Source organism: Umezakia ovalisporum Ak1311 (genome assembly GCF_029891685.1).
GTDB classification, from domain to species: domain Bacteria; phylum Cyanobacteriota; class Cyanobacteriia; order Cyanobacteriales; family Nostocaceae; genus Umezakia; species Umezakia ovalisporum.
In genome coordinates this window covers 1-16,368 of record NZ_JANQDJ010000073.1, presented here as the reverse complement: position 1 = coordinate 16,368, position 16,368 = coordinate 1, and the positions used below count along the sequence as shown (strand labels likewise).

Sequence of the window (16,368 nt, the reverse complement as noted above, 5' to 3'; positions counted from 1 at the left end):
GAATCCTGCAATAAAAATTTACAATTTTTGCGTTTTACCCAGATAAAGTTCATTGTCTATTAAGAATAGAGTCATTAATTGCTCAAATTTTGTATCACCGACGCACAACTTGGACAGTCAACAGTCAACAGTCAACATTTCTGTTGTAGATGATACTCAAATTTAATTAATCACATCCATTCCAATTTAATTTTTATTGTTACTATCTTGGCTGATTTCATTCATACTAGTACCTGTCCAGTGGCAAATTACGCTATATGCTTTTGTTATACTTAAAACACCGTAATAACCCCATGACAAAGCCTTGCAAACTGGTAAATTATAAAATTGGTGGAAGTCCTACTTGCTTGGGTTGAACAAACTGACCATCAAAGTCTATGGTTTGATTTTCTATAGTTCTCGCATCAGCTAAAGCCTTGCGCAGTTCAGCACGTTCCATTTGCTCCTGAATTCCACCCAGAATGTAAATTAGTAACTTGGCTGCTAATTCCCGTCCAGAAACCTGCACTCGCTTTTTATTGGGATCATACAAAATCCCGTACCACAAAGATTGCGGGTAATCAATACCACTCAAACCGCCTTGCTGGTCGAATTTACGCAACTTCTTAAAGATATTTGCCAGTGTCAAACCTTTTTGAAAAACCAAGATTCCTAAAGCTTGAGCTAAAGCCACTTGTGCAACAGGACGAAAAAGCAGATTTCCTTCCCCCCCTCCCTTTTCAAAACTAAAGCGTCGTAAAGCTGGCGTGTCTTCTTCATCCAGGAGCTTATAACTGGGAAGACTGGCTAAATAATCAAATAGCTGGCTGAACTCCCAAATTCCCTGTTCAAGTTCTTCATCCTCTGGTCGCATGGGAATTAAGCCTTTTTCTAAAGGTTTCCAGTGAGGGAATTTTTGCCCCAAGTATCGCTCACACATATCGTGCAAAGCTTGCAGGGTAGTTAGGACAGTAGAATTAGAGGCCACTGTTGCACTATTCCAGTTAACCCGAGGATTTCTATCCCCTTGTTGTTTCAAAAGCGGATGAGTGACGGCAATTTTTCTCGCTACAATGGCAAAACCATCATCCTCATTGAGCTGTGTCAACTGACCTTTAGTTAAAGGTGCAGCCATCAAGTTAACATGAACAAAAATGGATCTCACCCTGCGCCTGGCTTGGGTGTGAGTTTCGCCCCCCGCAACCGCACAGATGAACTCAATACCAATTTTTTCTTTGGGTAAGGTTTGCAAGGAATCAAAGTCTACTTGGTACTTATCTTTCAAATCCTCTAATGTAATAAAATTGTCATCAGGAGTTTTATCTTTTTTATAGCGCTGCAATTTGCGAGTTTTAATTAACTCCATCAACCCTTGTACACCCATGAGCCGATGCTGACCATCCAAAGCATAAATTGTCACATCATCTTCACTAATATTCAGCAGACCAACTTTACCATCTTGATCTAAAGGGGTGAAATCAGTAGTAGATTTTAACGCTATTCCCTGACTATCCCACTCAGCAGCTTGGGGATTATCCACCCAAGGTTGATTAATTACTACAAGCACAGGTGGAAATTTGTGACTTTTCCGCGCCGCTAAATATTGCACCAAGGGCGCTTGACGTGTCCAGTCAAGGGGACGTTGCTGAATTTCATCAATGCTATCTGCATCAATCTCAACATTACCAGTTTCGGGATTGTATTTTTTTTGAAGTAAGGGTAAACCAGAGGCGAAGTGAACACAACCAGCAAACCATTCCAAGGTGACAGAACCAACATAAGCATGTGTACCACCCATCTCGGTTTTTTGTACTAAAATCTGGTCTTTCTTGGCTAGGAACTTGTCTAGTAGTAAAGCTAGCACCTGTTTTTCCTTGTTTTCTCTTTCCAGGTATTCATGTGTGATGTCAGTGGTTTGGTAAAATGTGTTGTCATTCATATTAATTTTTAAAAACTAAATGGTGTAGGAGGGGTTAATTGTCCAAAGATTGAGTATTAGTAGTAAAGTTTTTTTTAAATTTTTGTACCCACACAGGTAAATTTTGCTCTTATACCAGCTAATTCCATTGACTGGGATAGTAAAAAATCAAGTCACCCCCATCTTGCGGAAGATATAGAAATTATGACTACAGCACAACAACCAGAAAATAAGGATCAGCGATCGCGTACTGTAGCAGATTTAGTGGATGATATCCAAGCACTGACAACGGAAATTCAAGAATTGTATTGTTTAGATCAAATACCTTGGGTGGTAGGCTATTCCGGAGGTAAAGACAGTACAGCAACTTTGCAGCTTGTTTGGAATGCCATCGCCGCACTCCCTCCTGACCAGAGAACGAAGACAATATACGTTATCACTACAGATACTCTGGTAGAGAATCCTATAGTTGCTGCATGGGTACGCAATTCTCTCAAACAGATGAAATCTGAGGCTGAAGCACAAAAATTACCATTTGAACCCCATCTACTACAGCCAGAGGCTAAAGAAACATTTTGGGTGGGTTTAATTGGGAAAGGTTACCCAGCGCCAAGGGGAAAATTTCGCTGGTGTACAGAACGCCTAAAAATTAATCCTTCTAATCGCTTTATTCGTGATGTGATCCGCAGTAGTGGTGAGGCCATTGTGGTGTTAGGTACTCGTAAAGCTGAAAGTACAAAGCGGGCTAACAGAATGAAAAAATTGGAAGCTCATCGAGTCCGCCATCACCTCAGTCCCAATATGAATTTGCCCAACTCCCTAGTTTATAGCCCTATTGAAGACTGGCAAAATGATGAGGTGTGGATTTATCTAATGCAGTGGCCAAACCCTTGGAACTACACTAATAAACAGTTATTCGACCTCTATAGAGGTGCATCTGCTGATAATGAATGTCCTTTAGTAGTTGATACAACTACTCCTAGCTGTGGAGGTTCCCGTTTTGGTTGCTGGGTTTGTACATTAGTTAGTCAGGATAAATCGTTAACGGCTATGATTCAAAATGACGAAGAAAAAGAGTGGATGCAACCTTTACTCGATTTCCGTAGAGAATTGGATGTTGAAGAAAACCGGAAGCGACGAGATTTTAGACGTAGAAATGGCGATGTCCAACTATATGAGCGCAACTTAGACGGTGAAGTATCAGTTGAGCCTATTCCTGGCCCTTATATTAAAGAAGCCCGTGAGGATTGGTTGAGAAAGCTGTTGACAATTCAACAAGAAATTCGGGGTACAGCACCGGAAAATATGCGCGACATTACCCTAATTACCCCAGAGGAATTGAGCGAAATTCGCCGTATCTGGCTAGAAGAAAGACACGAATTTGATGATAGTTTACCCCGCATTTATCAAGAAGTGACTGGTCAAGTTTTCCGTGATCCCCGTCCTGGTGCGGGCTATAGCCTGCTCGGTAGCGATGAATGGGAAGTGCTAGAAGAAATTTGTGGTGATGATGCTATGCACTTAGAACTGATGTCTAAGCTGTTAGACACAGAACGCCAGTACCGCAAAAAAGGTCGTCGGGTGGGAATATATGACAGTCTAGAGAAATGTTTCGTCACGAGTTCACATTCCCAAGAGGAAGCGATTATAAATGCTCACTTGAAACGCGATTTAAAAACAGCCGTTGACCAAGGGGATGTCAAAAGGGTTAAACAGCTAACTTTAGGTGATGCTATGGATGAAAGGGATGACCCAAGCCATAAACCGTCAACTTGGGGAAGCATAAAATTTCAAACAAAGGAAACAACGCCTTAAAGTTGATTCTCATTTCACCCCATATCTGAACAACTTAAAGAGAAATGATATTCCTGGAACTCGTATTACAAAACTTTGGCCCTTACTGTGGTCGTCAAGTCATCAATCTTGACCCAACAATTGATGAGGAAAACTCTTATCCAATTATCCTCTTAGGTGGGATGAATGGTGGCGGAAAAACTACTCTTATGGATGCCATCCGCCTAGCATTATATGGACATCGCGCCCAATGTTCTACCCGTGGTAACTTGAGTTATAACGATTTTCTTGCTCAATGCGTTAATACTCATAGTTCACCAACCGAAGATACTCGCATTGAATTAGTTTTTGAACACCTTGAAAGTGACCAACCGGTAAAATATAGAGTTGTGCGACGCTGGACAAAAAATCCTAAAGATGGTAGAGATCAATTAGGTGTTTTAGATGCTCAAGAATGGCTTGATACAGCTTTAGCTAATATTTGGGATGAGTACATAGAAAATCTCTTGCCTTTAGGAATTTCTAACTTGTTTTTATTTGATGGTGAACAAGTTAAGGAACTCGCAGAACAAGAAACTCCTCCTCCCATTGTAGTTGAAGCAATTCGCGGTCTTCTAGGGCTAGAACTAGCTGAACGTTTAGGAAGTGATTTGGAAATCATTGTTAACCGCAAACGCAAAGAAGTCGCCGATACTCAAGAATTGGTTAATTTAGAAGAAATTGAACAAGAATTAAACATAAAACAAGATAAATATCAGAAAATTGAAAATCAATTAAAGGAACTGAGCGATACTTTATTAAATGCTCAAAAGAAGCAACAAAAAGCTTTAAATAAATTTATATCTGAAGGTGGTAAAATTGCAGGCGATCGCAGCCAGTTAGAAAGACAAAGAAATGAAATAACTGCGGAAGCAGAAAAGACGCGTTTAGCCATGAGTGAATTAGCTGCTGATATGTTACCACTGGGTTTGATTACACCTTTATTAAATGAAGTTTATATCCAAGGGGAAAAGGAATTTCGCACTCAGCAAGCGAAGATAGGATATAGTTTATTGTTAGAACGAGAACAGCGTTTAATTGACTTAATTAATAAATTAAATCTTGAAGAGACGCAAGTGGATAAAATTAAAGAGTTTATGGAGGAAGAAAATCAAGTTTTACACCAAGATATCACAGGGCAATCTTGGTTATTAGCGGATACAGCAACATTACATCAATTGGATAACGTGATTCATCATTATTTGTTGTATACAAAAAAAGCCGCTCAAGAGAAATTAACACTACTGCAAACTAAAGAAGAAGAAATCATCACCATAGAAAGACAAATTCAAACAGCCGCGTCTCCAGAAGATTATCAAAAGTTGGTAGACGAATTGCAACAAGCGCAAACAGAAGTTGCAGAAGCTCAAGCAGCCTGTGAAATAGCTAAACGTGATTTAAACGCATTAGAAAATCAAATTCGTATTACTAAAAAAAACTTAGAAAAATATACAGAAACTAATATTGATCGCAAACATAATGAACATATTATTAACGCAGCCGCTAAAGTTCAAGAAACATTAAAGCTTTTCCGGGAGAAATTAACCCTGAGAAAACTAAATAAACTCGAAATCGAAGTTACAGAATGCTTTCGCTACCTGCTACACAAATCAGACTTAGTGCATCGGATCGCCATTGATACCGAAAACTTCGGTTTATCACTGTATGATTTTAATGGTCAACCAGTACCCAAACATAGACTTTCAGCCGGAGAAAAACAACTATTAGCCATCGCCTTTCTCTGGGGATTAGCGCGAGTCTCTGGCCGCCGTTTACCTGTAGCCATAGACACCCCCCTCGGTAGATTAGATTCATCTCACCGAGGAAACCTGGTAGAACGTTACTTTCCATCGGCTAGCCATCAAGTTATACTGTTATCTACTGATACCGAAATTGCCAAAAAGGAAGTGGAAACACTGAGGAAGAATCAAGCCATAGCCCGGGAATATTTGCTCAAATATGATTCCTCTGCCCGCCAAACCACAGTTATAGAAAATCAATACTTTTGGTGAATCATCTAAGGTATTTTTGCCTCTACGTAAATTTCTTTACCAAGCTGCTTAAATTCGTCATCGAGATAATAGAGTGAATTGCGAATAGCTTGGCGTAATTTACAAGCGGGTTCTAGACAATCACGCTCGTAATCCATTAATGTTAATTTTAAATGAGGATATAGAATTTTCAAAAAACCTGATGCTGATTTGAGAATAGCATTTTGATCACGAATAGTTACATTGTTAGCAAAGCGAGTATGTTGTTGCGTGTATGACATAAAGCGGTTGTCTTGGCGTAGAGATAGCAAAACCTCCCCAAAAAAATCCATTTTTAACCCAACCTGACAAGCTACCATTTCTCTTTGAAATTTAGGAATTTTCCAACCCGGGATAATCCCACATAATCGGTCTAATAATGCAGTTTCACTAAAAAACTGCGGGAGATTAGCAATTAAATTATCTTCATAGCGAGGTTCTAATTGTTCATTTAATTCAATATTCGCCAACATCATTAACCCACAGTTACTAGAAATATCTGCAAAACCAGAGCGATTATAACGACCGCTAGCTAGATAATTTTTGAGTGGGCCAATTACCTCTTCAGGATTATCAAAAGTTAAACTTTGAACTTCATCTAGCACCACCACTTCATAACGACCGAGGACTCCAACTTCTTTAGTTCTACCGTTAATAAACAATTGGGCGGGTGTAACCTTCCCACCACTAATTAAGGTAATTTTACTACTGATATTCTCAAAAAAGAAACTTTTACCCGTACCTTTCGGAGCTAGTTCTATCATGTGATAATTAGGTTCCACTAATGATAACAACCTAGCTAATACCCATGTTTTTGCTTCCTGATTATAACTAGGATGCTGGGGGTTAAAACCCATTGAGCAAAATATTAAATCTCGCCACTGCTGTGTAGTGAATTTTGACCGTAATTCTCCAAAGCCTTGTAGGTCAACTTGCGAACATTGGAAAGGTTCAAAATCTATTACCTCTACCTTGCCATCGGGAACCATAGCCAAAGTAATTTTGCCCCATATTCCTTGGCGTAACAGCATTTTATAGCGTTCGACAATATTAGTAGCAATTCTGCATTCAGTTAAATTAAGGGCTGGAATTTGTGCCAACGGTTCAGGAATTACTTTTCCTCCCTGTTCTAATTTAATGCGTACCTGCATTAAGCCAATCAGTTTACGTACTTCCCCTTGAGTCAAGTCAAAAATAATTTCGTTGCGGTCATCTTTACGAGGAAAGGCATTTTTAATAAAGTTATTAACTTTCTCTAACTCCATTGCTGTCAATGCTCTAGAACCAGGGACAATTTTATCTAGCAACCATTCAGCCACAAAGCTAGGCACTCCCATTGAACTTAATCCACTAGATGGCAACCTAGTTTTATCAATGCAGAGACTTTCGAAAACATCACGCACTAAATCATCATTGTAAGTCATAACATCAGAAGAATTCATCTATATTATCCAATCCACTACTAAAGATTTGCTTGACAATGATTTGGGATTCAGAAGCTAAGGTAGCACTGGCAATTTCGTTATAGGAAAAGCGAAAACTTAATTCACCAGATAAGGATAAATTATTTCCTTCATGGCTGGGAGGTAGTTCTGGTACTTCGGGCATTATGATGTCAAAACTATAGCGCTGATTAGCGGGAATTTCCTGTACTAATAATCTTCCTGCTTGAAACCCGGGTAACTGATAAATATATAGACAAAGGTCTGTGAGCGTTACTGAGTTGGGATTATCAATAGTAATTTCTAATTTTCCTGCTTGTTTGGGTTTGCCTTCACCACAGCAATAAACTTCCACAGGAAGACGTTGGATAGATTTTCGCAGCACAGACACACCAACTACAACTTCTTCGGGAAATAGCCCACCGTGAGAACCGATAATTTTTTGATTGCTACTGTAGCTGAAAGAACGTAAACTACCAGAGCCTTTAACAATACTAATATCATGGGGCAGAGCATAGCGATCGCTAGGCAAAACAACAAACCTGGGGTCATTAGTTTTACCAATTCCCATTCTTCCATGGGGCTGTAATTCTGGGGGGTAATAGGTAATTGTTTCCCAATTACCCATGAGATGACCATGAGCGCTAGCAATTACAATTCTTAGTGCATCGGGATTGGGGTATTGTTGTATACAGTAATCAATCTTTTTAGCAATGCCTTCTAGACTGTGGGGGCGGTCAACTTGATAAAAGCTTTGCCAGTTTTTTTGGTGGTGATAAAGACTATCGAACATATTTGTATCCCAACAATATAAGTGATGAGTCTTTTTTCTCAAAGCTTTGTAAAGTTTCTCATCTTGTTGGTCTGTGTAACGTTTACCCATACCCATTTTCACAAAAGCCTTGCCCGCATCAGCAACCCAAGCTGAATCATTGGGGAACAATTGAGCGTATAAACTCCATTTAGCATATTCTGTTTTAGTAGGCAGGATGCTAAACCGAGGTACAATGGCGGTTTCCATCGCCAGTTGGTAATTACTTGTAAGTAAAGATAACAGTTCTAAGTGGTCTAACCATCCCAAGCCATCCACCACCACCCACAAAACAGGGCTTGCTTGGCAGAGATTTTTTACTTTTGAGGCGACGCTGTAATTGAGGTAGGAATTTTCCACAGACTCTACCTGCATTTGAGGGTAATGTTCCAGTATCCACTCAACAAAGCTATTCGCCAAACGATTACTAATTGTTAATGCAGATGAAGATTGTTGAATAACTTCCCAACGACGGAAAGGGAGATAATCTTTTGTCACCCAAGTTAAAGCTTGTTCAGGAGTTGCATCTAAAGCAAGGGGTTGGGGTTGGGGTGGAGGTTGATTCAGGCTGAATTTTTGCCGTTGCTGATGGCTCAGATAAGGAATAACTTTGGATTCTCTGACTCTATTTATCCAGTTGGGACGATGATAGAACACTTTGTAAGCACAATTAGCAATTCGTTCCATACCAACTTGGATGGCAGGGTTGAGGGTATCTATAACTTTACCTTCGGTACGGGAAATCAGTTGTTCCCAGTAATCATCAAATTCTTGGGTAAGCATATCGGGAATCGGTAAGGGATACTTGCCGATTTCATAAAAAACTGGTTCTGCTATGCCTAACCAGCGACGCAGCAGCAATAATTTATCTTCTGTTTGATAGTAGGTTGCTAACTCATGGTGTTGGAAGCGTTGTTGCCACACTTGCTCTAAGAGTTTGTATTTTTGTGGAACTGGAATTGCTAACCAAGCGGCAAGATGTAAAACTGATGGTTCAGCAAACCATATTTGCTGTCCGTGAATTTCAGTAATCTTGTCTGTTAAAAAGTGGGCAATGCGGTCATTTTGGGGATAAGCATCTAACTCCGTAGCTAAAGTCAATAGTTCCTGGTCAGTCCAGTCATGGGGTAACGGTACAGGAGTAAATAATTCTCTGAGTTTGTGCCCGGGATGTTGCTTAATTTCTCTGATGTCCTCAAATCTGTTCCAGGCTCGTAACCAAACTTTTGCCCACTGGCATAATCGCTCACCTCTGACCCAGCAGGGAGTGTTACTGACACCAAAGAATTTGATCCATTCTACCTCTGTGGTGATTGCAATATACTCGCAAGGAATATCATATAGTCCAGTAGGGTCCAGTATAATATGTCTATCACTCATGTTTATCACTCCTCTGCCTGATCAGAGATAATCTGCCCTAGCCTCTCGTACAAATTTTGTTGTTCTAAACGGGGAAGTTGTTGGAACAGTAGCAAAACTTGATTGGTGATATCTTTTTTTTGTTCCTGAATACATTGGCGCTCCATAGTTTCTAGTATTTGATATGCTGGGGCTTCAAGTAAGTGAGTGTATTCAGATTTTTTAAATTGAATTTGCTCTAATAAATTCGTTGCTGCAGATAGTTTAGCTCTCTCGTCAGACAATTGGTTGAGTTCAGTGAAACTCGTTGCTAAATCCTCCAACCATTGTTGGGCAGCAACTTGTTGTTTTTGGGTAATAAGTGATTTTGTTTGTTTTATTTCTGTACGGATAAAATGCAGGCGATCGCTTAATGTTGGTGTTAATCTTTGAGTAAGATTTTCCCAATTCTCTAATTTCTCTAACTGAGTTTGACAAACTTCTAAACTTTCTAAGTTAGTTGCCTCAGTGATTTGCAATAACTCGATTAGTAGGCTCAGTTCTGAGAGAATTAATTCATACTCTGTTTCAATTTCCGAGCCTGAGTAATGAGGCGACCTTTTGATCAACTCTTTTTGCAGTCTTTGTGCCTCTTCTACTGTTGATAAATATTGTAAATTATGCTTGTATTCTTGTAATTCAGCAGTAAATTTTTGAATTTTTTGCTGTAAATTAACTTCTAACTGAGAAATTTTCTCTTGCAAACGTCCAGTATTATAGATTTTAAAGTTTGGACTAACAATTATTGCTAAAGCATAGTTACAACTACCATAGTCACTTTTTTGATATAAATCTTCCAGCTTTTTAATTTCTTCAAGATCATGCTTTAAACTTTGAATTTGTGGTTGTAATGCTTGATAATCTCCATAATCAGCTGCATCTTGAAAGATGAAATCTAGCTTGGCATATTCTGTACTAAGAATATCTAGTTCTGTAAGATTAGTGACTGATTGGATTCGATTACCGAGGTTGATCAGAGCATAGCGATATTCAGTAATTTTATTTTCAATTGATTGGACAATTTCAGTGATTTCATCCTGAAATTTCTGGGGATAATGGCAGCGAGATTGTAAATTTTTAATTTCTGCAAGTGCTTGTTGAGCAAGACAAATTGTTTTAAGTTTTGTTGGCGAATTACACTGGCGAATATTTTGCATAATCTGCATATCTTCGACTTGCTTTTTGCCTTGATCTGCCTGGTACCTGATCTCTGTTAATCTGATGTTGCACGTACCCAGGGCATTTTGCAAACTTTCATAAATGTGGGGAGGCAAGTTAGCAATTTCCCTAACTTGGTCAATCATCGCCTCAATTTCTGTTTTATAAGCACTACAAGCTTTTTCAGTAGATAGTGACTCAGCAAGGTTGTTTTCTGCTGCTAAAATTTCGTCTATTTTTTGAGTGAGATTTTGAGCCGCTTGGGAAAAGCGATGGCATTGTTGTTGTGTCGGGAGAATCAATTTAGCAGGCCGTGGCTTCAGCAGTTGGGGGTAAAGTGGTAACAGTACTGCTAATTGTGTCTGAGGAGGTAAGTTTTCTACAACTTCTACTGGTTGAAACCAATTGTCAATTTCAGCAACTTCAGCACTCACATATTTTGTCTTCTTAGTTAACTCTGCTTTCTCTAACTCATCTGGTTGATGAGATGCTAAAAAATCAGTAACCGCCACTATATACTGCTGGGCTTGTTCATAGTCCATAGAGGTTGCAGGCAGTATGGGCTTTTGTGTTGGTTGACGACGAATCAGTTTAGACTTTTGTTTAACCACCCATTCCTGCACAAAAGTTGTCGGATTTTGCAGAATGTCGGTGTTACTCCAACTTTGCAGAGACTGTTCTTGTACAGGTACTAGTTCTCTTTTCTTAGCAATCAGCTTAACGCTTCCTTTTAAACTAACTTCTTGGCGATGCCTTGCCAACCATCCTGCTAGCAACATGGTAAAGTTATACTCCCCATAACCAAAAGGTGGTGCAGATAGTTCTTGCCAGATTTTGTCCAACTCAACAATTTTGTATGGCAATCCTTCTAAGTCAGTAATCTGAGAAATTTTATCCCAAGCAACGCGAATTTTTTCATGAGTTGGTTCTTGAATAACATATTTATCAGATGTTTTCTTGAGTAAATTCCATGACTTGACAAAAATCTGGTCAAGAACAGTACTGTAAGAGCGGTCAGGTAGTGTCTGTTGACTGATATCATCTTTTATAAATATTTGCTTGGCAGTCCAGGCGACTATTTTTTTACCCGTCTGGTGGTCTGAACGCATTTTATCGATTTCTGCCACAGGAGGGACTAAGGGATACAAATCTTGTAAGAGTAAGCTAATCACCCGTTCTGGTTTGCACTGTTCCGCCGAGGGAATTTTTTCTAAGCCTATACAATGATAAGTGCAATCATTTAATAAATTTTTTAATCGCGTGTTGGCCTCTTCTTGCCAACGTTGAAGTTGTTCTTGATAAGCTTTACCCAACAATCTTTTATCAGCACTCTCTGTTTTCTCAAGTTCTTTGATTTGTAAAATGACACGTGCTAAATTTCCAGTTTCTTCGGTGGGAATTGCCACAGCAACGCGATTTTTAAGGGGTGATTTAGACAAATAGTTATCTACAGTCTGGCGAAATTGTCGTAGCTCTTCTTGAGTTTCTGCCAAGACATAAGCGAAAATACCCTTTTCTGTGATATCTTTGAGAGTCCGATTACTTTCTAGGGCTTGAATAAGTTGATCAATACCATATATTTTACACCTATACTGCCAGTCTTCAGGTACTAAATTGTTATCTTGAGCAAATTTTGTCCCACTAATCGTAATATTAGACGGATATTGTTTGAGAATATTAATCTCAGCACAATAAGCAACCACATCATTAATAGATGTGGTAATTGATTTAATTTTTTCGGCAATTTCTTCTTGAATAATTGTAGGGTTAATGCTTTCCCAGAAACGGTACAGTTTAATTTCAGGTCTGTAATAAATTAAATCTCTTTCCTTTTCGAGTTGATCCAATCCTGCCTGAAGTCGAGATTTGGGTAAACCTGTCAAATTGCTTAAAATTTCTTGATGGTTTTCTCTGTCTGGTTTGGTCAACTTCTCACCACTAGCTTCATATAAAAACAAAGCTTTGAGAACAATTAATTCATCTTCATTTTCCGCACTTGCTACTAAATCTACAGCTTTTTTATAGTGTTTATAAACAGGGTAGTTAGAAAAGTTTTCCACAAAGGTATCTACTAAAGCAATGGGATAGATATAATTGACTTTGCCAGCATTTTCCACAGGTTGAGTAGCAATAAAATTTTTGACATAGCCTTTAATAAATTGAATAGCAGTGCGGTCTTGAGTAAAATCAAGGTTACATAGTAGATATGTTGTCAAAGGATGGAGGGGAAAACACCCTTCAGCTAAATGAGTATAAAAATCTTGAAAACACCAGCCTTTATTTTTATAAATTTTAATTCTGTTTTCATAAGCTATTTCCGCTTCTCTCCGTAGGGTATTATGCCATTGAAAATGAAATTTTTGCCAAATAAAATCATTTTTTCGTAGTAATAAGTTCTGTACTACTAGTTCTAAGCTAGAAGCAGGATTATCATAGGTAGTGCCATCTTTTGGTGCCAGGCGAGTAGCAATTTTTTGATACTCAGTAACTATATTGGCTGCAATGCCAACTGCTTTACTGGGATGGATTTGGGTAAAACTGAGAAAAGCGATTTTTCCTTTGTAGTTTTCGCAAATATTGGTGATATTTTGCAGTGCAGTACCCCCAGCACCGATTTCATCTGCTGCCCAAGATTTGAGATAGTAGTTTAGCTCATCAAATAAAATTAAAATACCCTGAAAGCAGGCATTTTCTCCAGTGCAATAATTTTTGATCAGGTCTTCTAAAATCTCTTGGATATTAATATCTGCGGCAAAATCAGGTGTAAATCCCGTAATGTGAACAGCAATTTTTTTCACAGTGGGTATGATGCTAGAGGTATTTTGCCTGAGTAAGCGAATGAGAGCATCTAAATTACCATCAATACTACCTATGCTTTGCAGATAACTATTGGCCTTGATTCTATCCTCTGCATTCAAACTTTCTAAGTAGCGTAGAGGTTCGCTGCATACATGGTGTGCCAAGGAATCTTGAATACCTGCAATTCCCAAACTTTTGACAAGTTGTTGCAAAAACTGTTTTCTGATGTCGCCACCTTGGTCACCACTGAGACAGATCACTAAATGTTGATGAGGTTGATTTTGTTTAAAAACTTTTAACCCTTCAGCGATCGCTTGATTTTTCCCGGCTGTTGCCTTTTCTACTTGTGACAAAATCCCCTGCACCTCTGGACTATGGAAGGATTTTTGGAAAAAATTAGCTATGGCGATGGCAAAATGGGACTTACCCCTACCATATTGTTGAACCAACAAATGGATATTAGGCTGATTGGCACTGTGATAGCTACGGCGCACCGCATCCAAAATGCCAACTGTTGATAACTGAGGTTTTGTGGAGTCGTAGTTAAATATAAAACTCTCGCATAAAGATAAATTCTTGGTTGAATCATCTATCATTGCAAAGTTCACAGAACTGGCAATACTACCCTTTTCGTTAATTTCAACAAGTTGGTTCAGTAGCATAGTAAATTTAAAATGGTAAATGCAGAAATGATTAATTATCCTGAAGGAATAAGCTTAATTCGCTCTGGCAACCAACTTTTGGGCGCTAGCTGCTGGGGTAGCATGATCCATAAGAGTTTTTCTAGCTTGCGAGTCTCTTCTAATTGTTTCCAGAACAGAGTAATGTGACTGCCAGATGTGATGTGCAGATAGGTAATTAAACAATCTAATCCTTCTAGCAAAACAATTTGTTTGCTCACCCCAAAACACATGGACTTGATGGCACTGAGTTCCATATCTAGATTGTGATGAAGAGCAAGAAAAGTATCTTCAGGATGAATCCTTTGTAGCAAATTTTTTCGGTAGTTAACTCGATGGGCGTTATTGTAATGGCTAATACGTACTAGTTCTGTTTCGTCAGGTTTGTCCCAAAGTAGCAGATGAATTCGGTCATCTGGCCTGGCATCTAGCAGCCAGTAAGTTTCATGCCTCATAGGCCTTTTCCAGAAGTGCCAAAGGTTGATCCCAGCGACGGGTTACCTGAAAAGGAGGTACTGCCCGTTGCTGTTCGATAATGCCATAAGCTTCCATTGCGTTGAGCTGTTGTTGCAAAGCATCAGCTTTTATACCCAAGACGGCAGCCAGTCCCATTTTCTGATTCAAGATAGACTCAGTGAGAACCGAACCTTCCCTTGAAAAATCACGTTCCCAGAGTTGGGCGAGGAAGTATCCCAATAGATAAGGGTTTGGTAAACATGGATAACCACTACAATAGTATTTATCTTTTTCTTGGGTGACGAACTTGCAAGATGCTAAAGCTGTAAACTCAGTATATGCTCGTAAGATAAATTTGATTCTCTGAGCAATTACTTTGTTTTCTTCTGGAAATATCAATGTAGTGTGATAGGCTAAGTCTGCTTCAACAAATTTACTGTAACGGGGTAAGAATGTATATATAAAGTAAGGCCATCCGCCCCAATCAGCAGGGTTTTTTGGCGTTGGTTTTAGACCTTGACAACCAAAACTTAAATAAAAGTGTATCAACCAGTCTGTAATGTTTGATTCTAAACTAGGGTCTAGTCCCAACACAACTTTACCCTCCGGGCTAGGGCGATTATTCTTGATTAATCCTCCACGTACTGCCCAACTTTTTATTCGTCCCACTTTGGCATTACCTAAACTTGTTTTTTCCATCAAGTTGGATAAACTATCATTTAAACCCTTCTCGTCATCAGCTGCACGAATTAGCCTACTAATTTCGTCTTTTTTGAGAGAAAAAGAACCATTGAAATGTAGTTGCAATTTAGCCATGATATTATTGATCACCTATGGTATTAGCTAAATTTTAAGAAAATCCCTAACATGGTTAATATCTAAGATACAAATAATTTTGCGATATTATACTCCTTATAATATTTTTTATAAAAAATTGTTAATTTCTCAAAAAAATCAAATAGATAATTATTTCTAGCTCTAGTTATGGAATCTCCTATCGAAAGAATTAAACTTTCCCAAACAGCTAAAGACCAACTGCTCAAACTCAGACGCAGCACTAAAATTGACCAATGGAACATTTTATGCCGTTGGGCATTTTGTCGTTCTCTCGCGGAACCCACAGCACCCTCACCCGTACCAATTCCCCAAGATAGCAATGTGGAAATGACCTGGCGCGTGTTTGGCGGTGAAATGTCTGATATACTTCTCCTCGCTCTGAAACAACGCTGTTACAACGACGGCTACCCCACTGATAAAGACGGCCTCGCTACTCAATTTCGTCTGCACTTGCATCGTGGAATTGGTTACTTAGCAGGAGACCCCAATATCAAGAAAATTGAAGATTTAATCCAACTAGCGCTGAAAGATTGACAAAATAGTTTGTAACTGATAATCAATTCGTAATTTGAATAGCGAAGCTGGGTGTAGCCGGTTACGAGTGAAGAATTACAAATTATTGTTATGGAGAGCTACCTGGAAATTGAGCGTCACAAAGCTGCGATCGCTCGCAATGATATATCTCGCCCTGTGCGATTGGCAATTGAATGGTCAATCCTGAATCACAACACCTCATTCTTTGATTACGGTTGCGGCTATGGTGGTGATGTGCGGCGAGTAGCTAATTTAGGTTATACCAGCGCTGGCTGGGATCCTTACTACTTTCCCAATGAAACCATTACTACCGCCGATGTAGTCAACTTGGGTTATGTTCTCAACGTTATTGGTGCGATTCGTTCTCTTGAAATGAGTAGAAATTCTCAGGGATAAGAGACAAGACTGGTTTAAAAACCAGATTCTTGATAACTGTGTGTCCATGTAGGTGAAAATCCTACCCCCTAGGTGCAAGGGTGAAAGCATCTTCCCT

Annotated in this window: 9 protein-coding genes and 1 pseudogene; 4 read left to right on the top strand and 6 right to left on the bottom strand. The window is 39.1% G+C overall.

The genetic code is table 11. From position 1 onward, the window contains the following. Window positions 1–319: 319 nt before the first annotated feature. Complete coding sequence (locus NWP25_RS14290; RefSeq protein ID WP_280699641.1) at window positions 320–1,918, bottom strand: DGQHR domain-containing protein; 1,599 nt, start codon at window positions 1,916–1,918, stop codon at window positions 320–322. Window positions 1,919–2,101: 183 nt separating this feature from the next. Between NWP25_RS14290 and dndC the strand changes: the two genes are divergently transcribed. Both dndC and dndD read left to right on the top strand, forming a co-directional pair. Next, window positions 2,102–3,712, top strand: coding sequence for a DNA phosphorothioation system sulfurtransferase DndC (dndC, locus tag NWP25_RS14285; protein WP_280699639.1), 1,611 nt, complete (start codon window positions 2,102–2,104; stop codon window positions 3,710–3,712). Window positions 3,713–3,756: 44 nt separating this feature from the next. Continuing rightward, the gene (gene dndD, locus NWP25_RS14280) at window positions 3,757–5,742 is read left to right on the top strand and encodes a DNA sulfur modification protein DndD (protein WP_280699637.1); all 1,986 of its coding nucleotides are present in this window, start codon (window positions 3,757–3,759) and stop codon (window positions 5,740–5,742) included. A 5-nt stretch (window positions 5,743–5,747) separates the two neighbouring features. On the opposite strand, the gene brxL is transcribed toward dndD, so the two are convergent. From brxL to NWP25_RS14255, 5 genes are read right to left on the bottom strand one after another with little or no spacing between them, the layout of a single operon-like run. Next, the gene (gene brxL / locus NWP25_RS14275; RefSeq protein ID WP_280650898.1) at window positions 5,748–7,202 is read right to left on the bottom strand and encodes a BREX system Lon protease-like protein BrxL; all 1,455 of its coding nucleotides are present in this window, start codon (window positions 7,200–7,202) and stop codon (window positions 5,748–5,750) included. After that, the gene (locus NWP25_RS14270; protein WP_280699635.1) at window positions 7,189–9,393 is read right to left on the bottom strand and encodes a hypothetical protein; all 2,205 of its coding nucleotides are present in this window, start codon (window positions 9,391–9,393) and stop codon (window positions 7,189–7,191) included. The genes brxL and NWP25_RS14270 overlap by 14 nt, the downstream gene beginning before the upstream one ends. Window positions 9,394–9,398: 5 nt before the next feature. Next, entirely contained in the window at window positions 9,399–14,030 is a 4,632-nt protein-coding gene (locus tag NWP25_RS14265; RefSeq protein WP_280650896.1) for a synaptonemal complex protein 1, read from the bottom strand. A 35-nt stretch (window positions 14,031–14,065) separates the two neighbouring features. Next, window positions 14,066–14,503: a hypothetical protein gene (locus NWP25_RS14260; protein WP_280650895.1), complete on the bottom strand. Its 438-nt coding sequence runs from the start codon at window positions 14,501–14,503 to the stop codon at window positions 14,066–14,068. Next, complete coding sequence (locus tag NWP25_RS14255; protein WP_280650894.1) at window positions 14,493–15,320, bottom strand: hypothetical protein; 828 nt, start codon at window positions 15,318–15,320, stop codon at window positions 14,493–14,495. The genes NWP25_RS14260 and NWP25_RS14255 overlap by 11 nt, the downstream gene beginning before the upstream one ends. Before the next feature lie 168 nt (window positions 15,321–15,488). On the opposite strand from NWP25_RS14255, the gene dndE reads away from it, so the two are divergent. Together dndE and NWP25_RS14245 are read left to right on the top strand one after the other, a co-directional pair. Continuing rightward, on the top strand, window positions 15,489–15,875 hold the full coding sequence (gene dndE / locus NWP25_RS14250; RefSeq protein WP_280650893.1) for a DNA sulfur modification protein DndE: 387 nt from the start codon (window positions 15,489–15,491) through the stop codon (window positions 15,873–15,875). A 90-nt stretch (window positions 15,876–15,965) separates the two neighbouring features. Next, window positions 15,966–16,226: pseudogene (locus NWP25_RS14245) on the top strand (DNA phosphorothioation-associated putative methyltransferase); the annotation flags it as partial. Between the last annotated feature and the right edge of the window lie 142 nt (window positions 16,227–16,368).

What these genes read in the sequence shown, in the direction of transcription:
- NWP25_RS14290 (WP_280699641.1), bottom strand. Translation starts at nt 1,918, where the DNA reads ATGAATGACAACACATTTTACCAAACCACTGACATCACACATGAATAC.
- dndC (WP_280699639.1), top strand. Translation starts at nt 2,102, where the DNA reads ATGACTACAGCACAACAACCAGAAAATAAGGATCAGCGATCGCGTACT.
- dndD (WP_280699637.1), top strand. Translation starts at nt 3,757, where the DNA reads ATGATATTCCTGGAACTCGTATTACAAAACTTTGGCCCTTACTGTGGT.
- brxL (WP_280650898.1), bottom strand. Translation starts at nt 7,202, where the DNA reads ATGAATTCTTCTGATGTTATGACTTACAATGATGATTTAGTGCGTGAT.
- NWP25_RS14270 (WP_280699635.1), bottom strand. Translation starts at nt 9,393, where the DNA reads ATGAGTGATAGACATATTATACTGGACCCTACTGGACTATATGATATT.
- NWP25_RS14265 (WP_280650896.1), bottom strand. Translation starts at nt 14,030, where the DNA reads ATGCTACTGAACCAACTTGTTGAAATTAACGAAAAGGGTAGTATTGCC.
- NWP25_RS14260 (WP_280650895.1), bottom strand. Translation starts at nt 14,503, where the DNA reads ATGAGGCATGAAACTTACTGGCTGCTAGATGCCAGGCCAGATGACCGA.
- NWP25_RS14255 (WP_280650894.1), bottom strand. Translation starts at nt 15,320, where the DNA reads ATGGCTAAATTGCAACTACATTTCAATGGTTCTTTTTCTCTCAAAAAA.
- dndE (WP_280650893.1), top strand. Translation starts at nt 15,489, where the DNA reads ATGGAATCTCCTATCGAAAGAATTAAACTTTCCCAAACAGCTAAAGAC.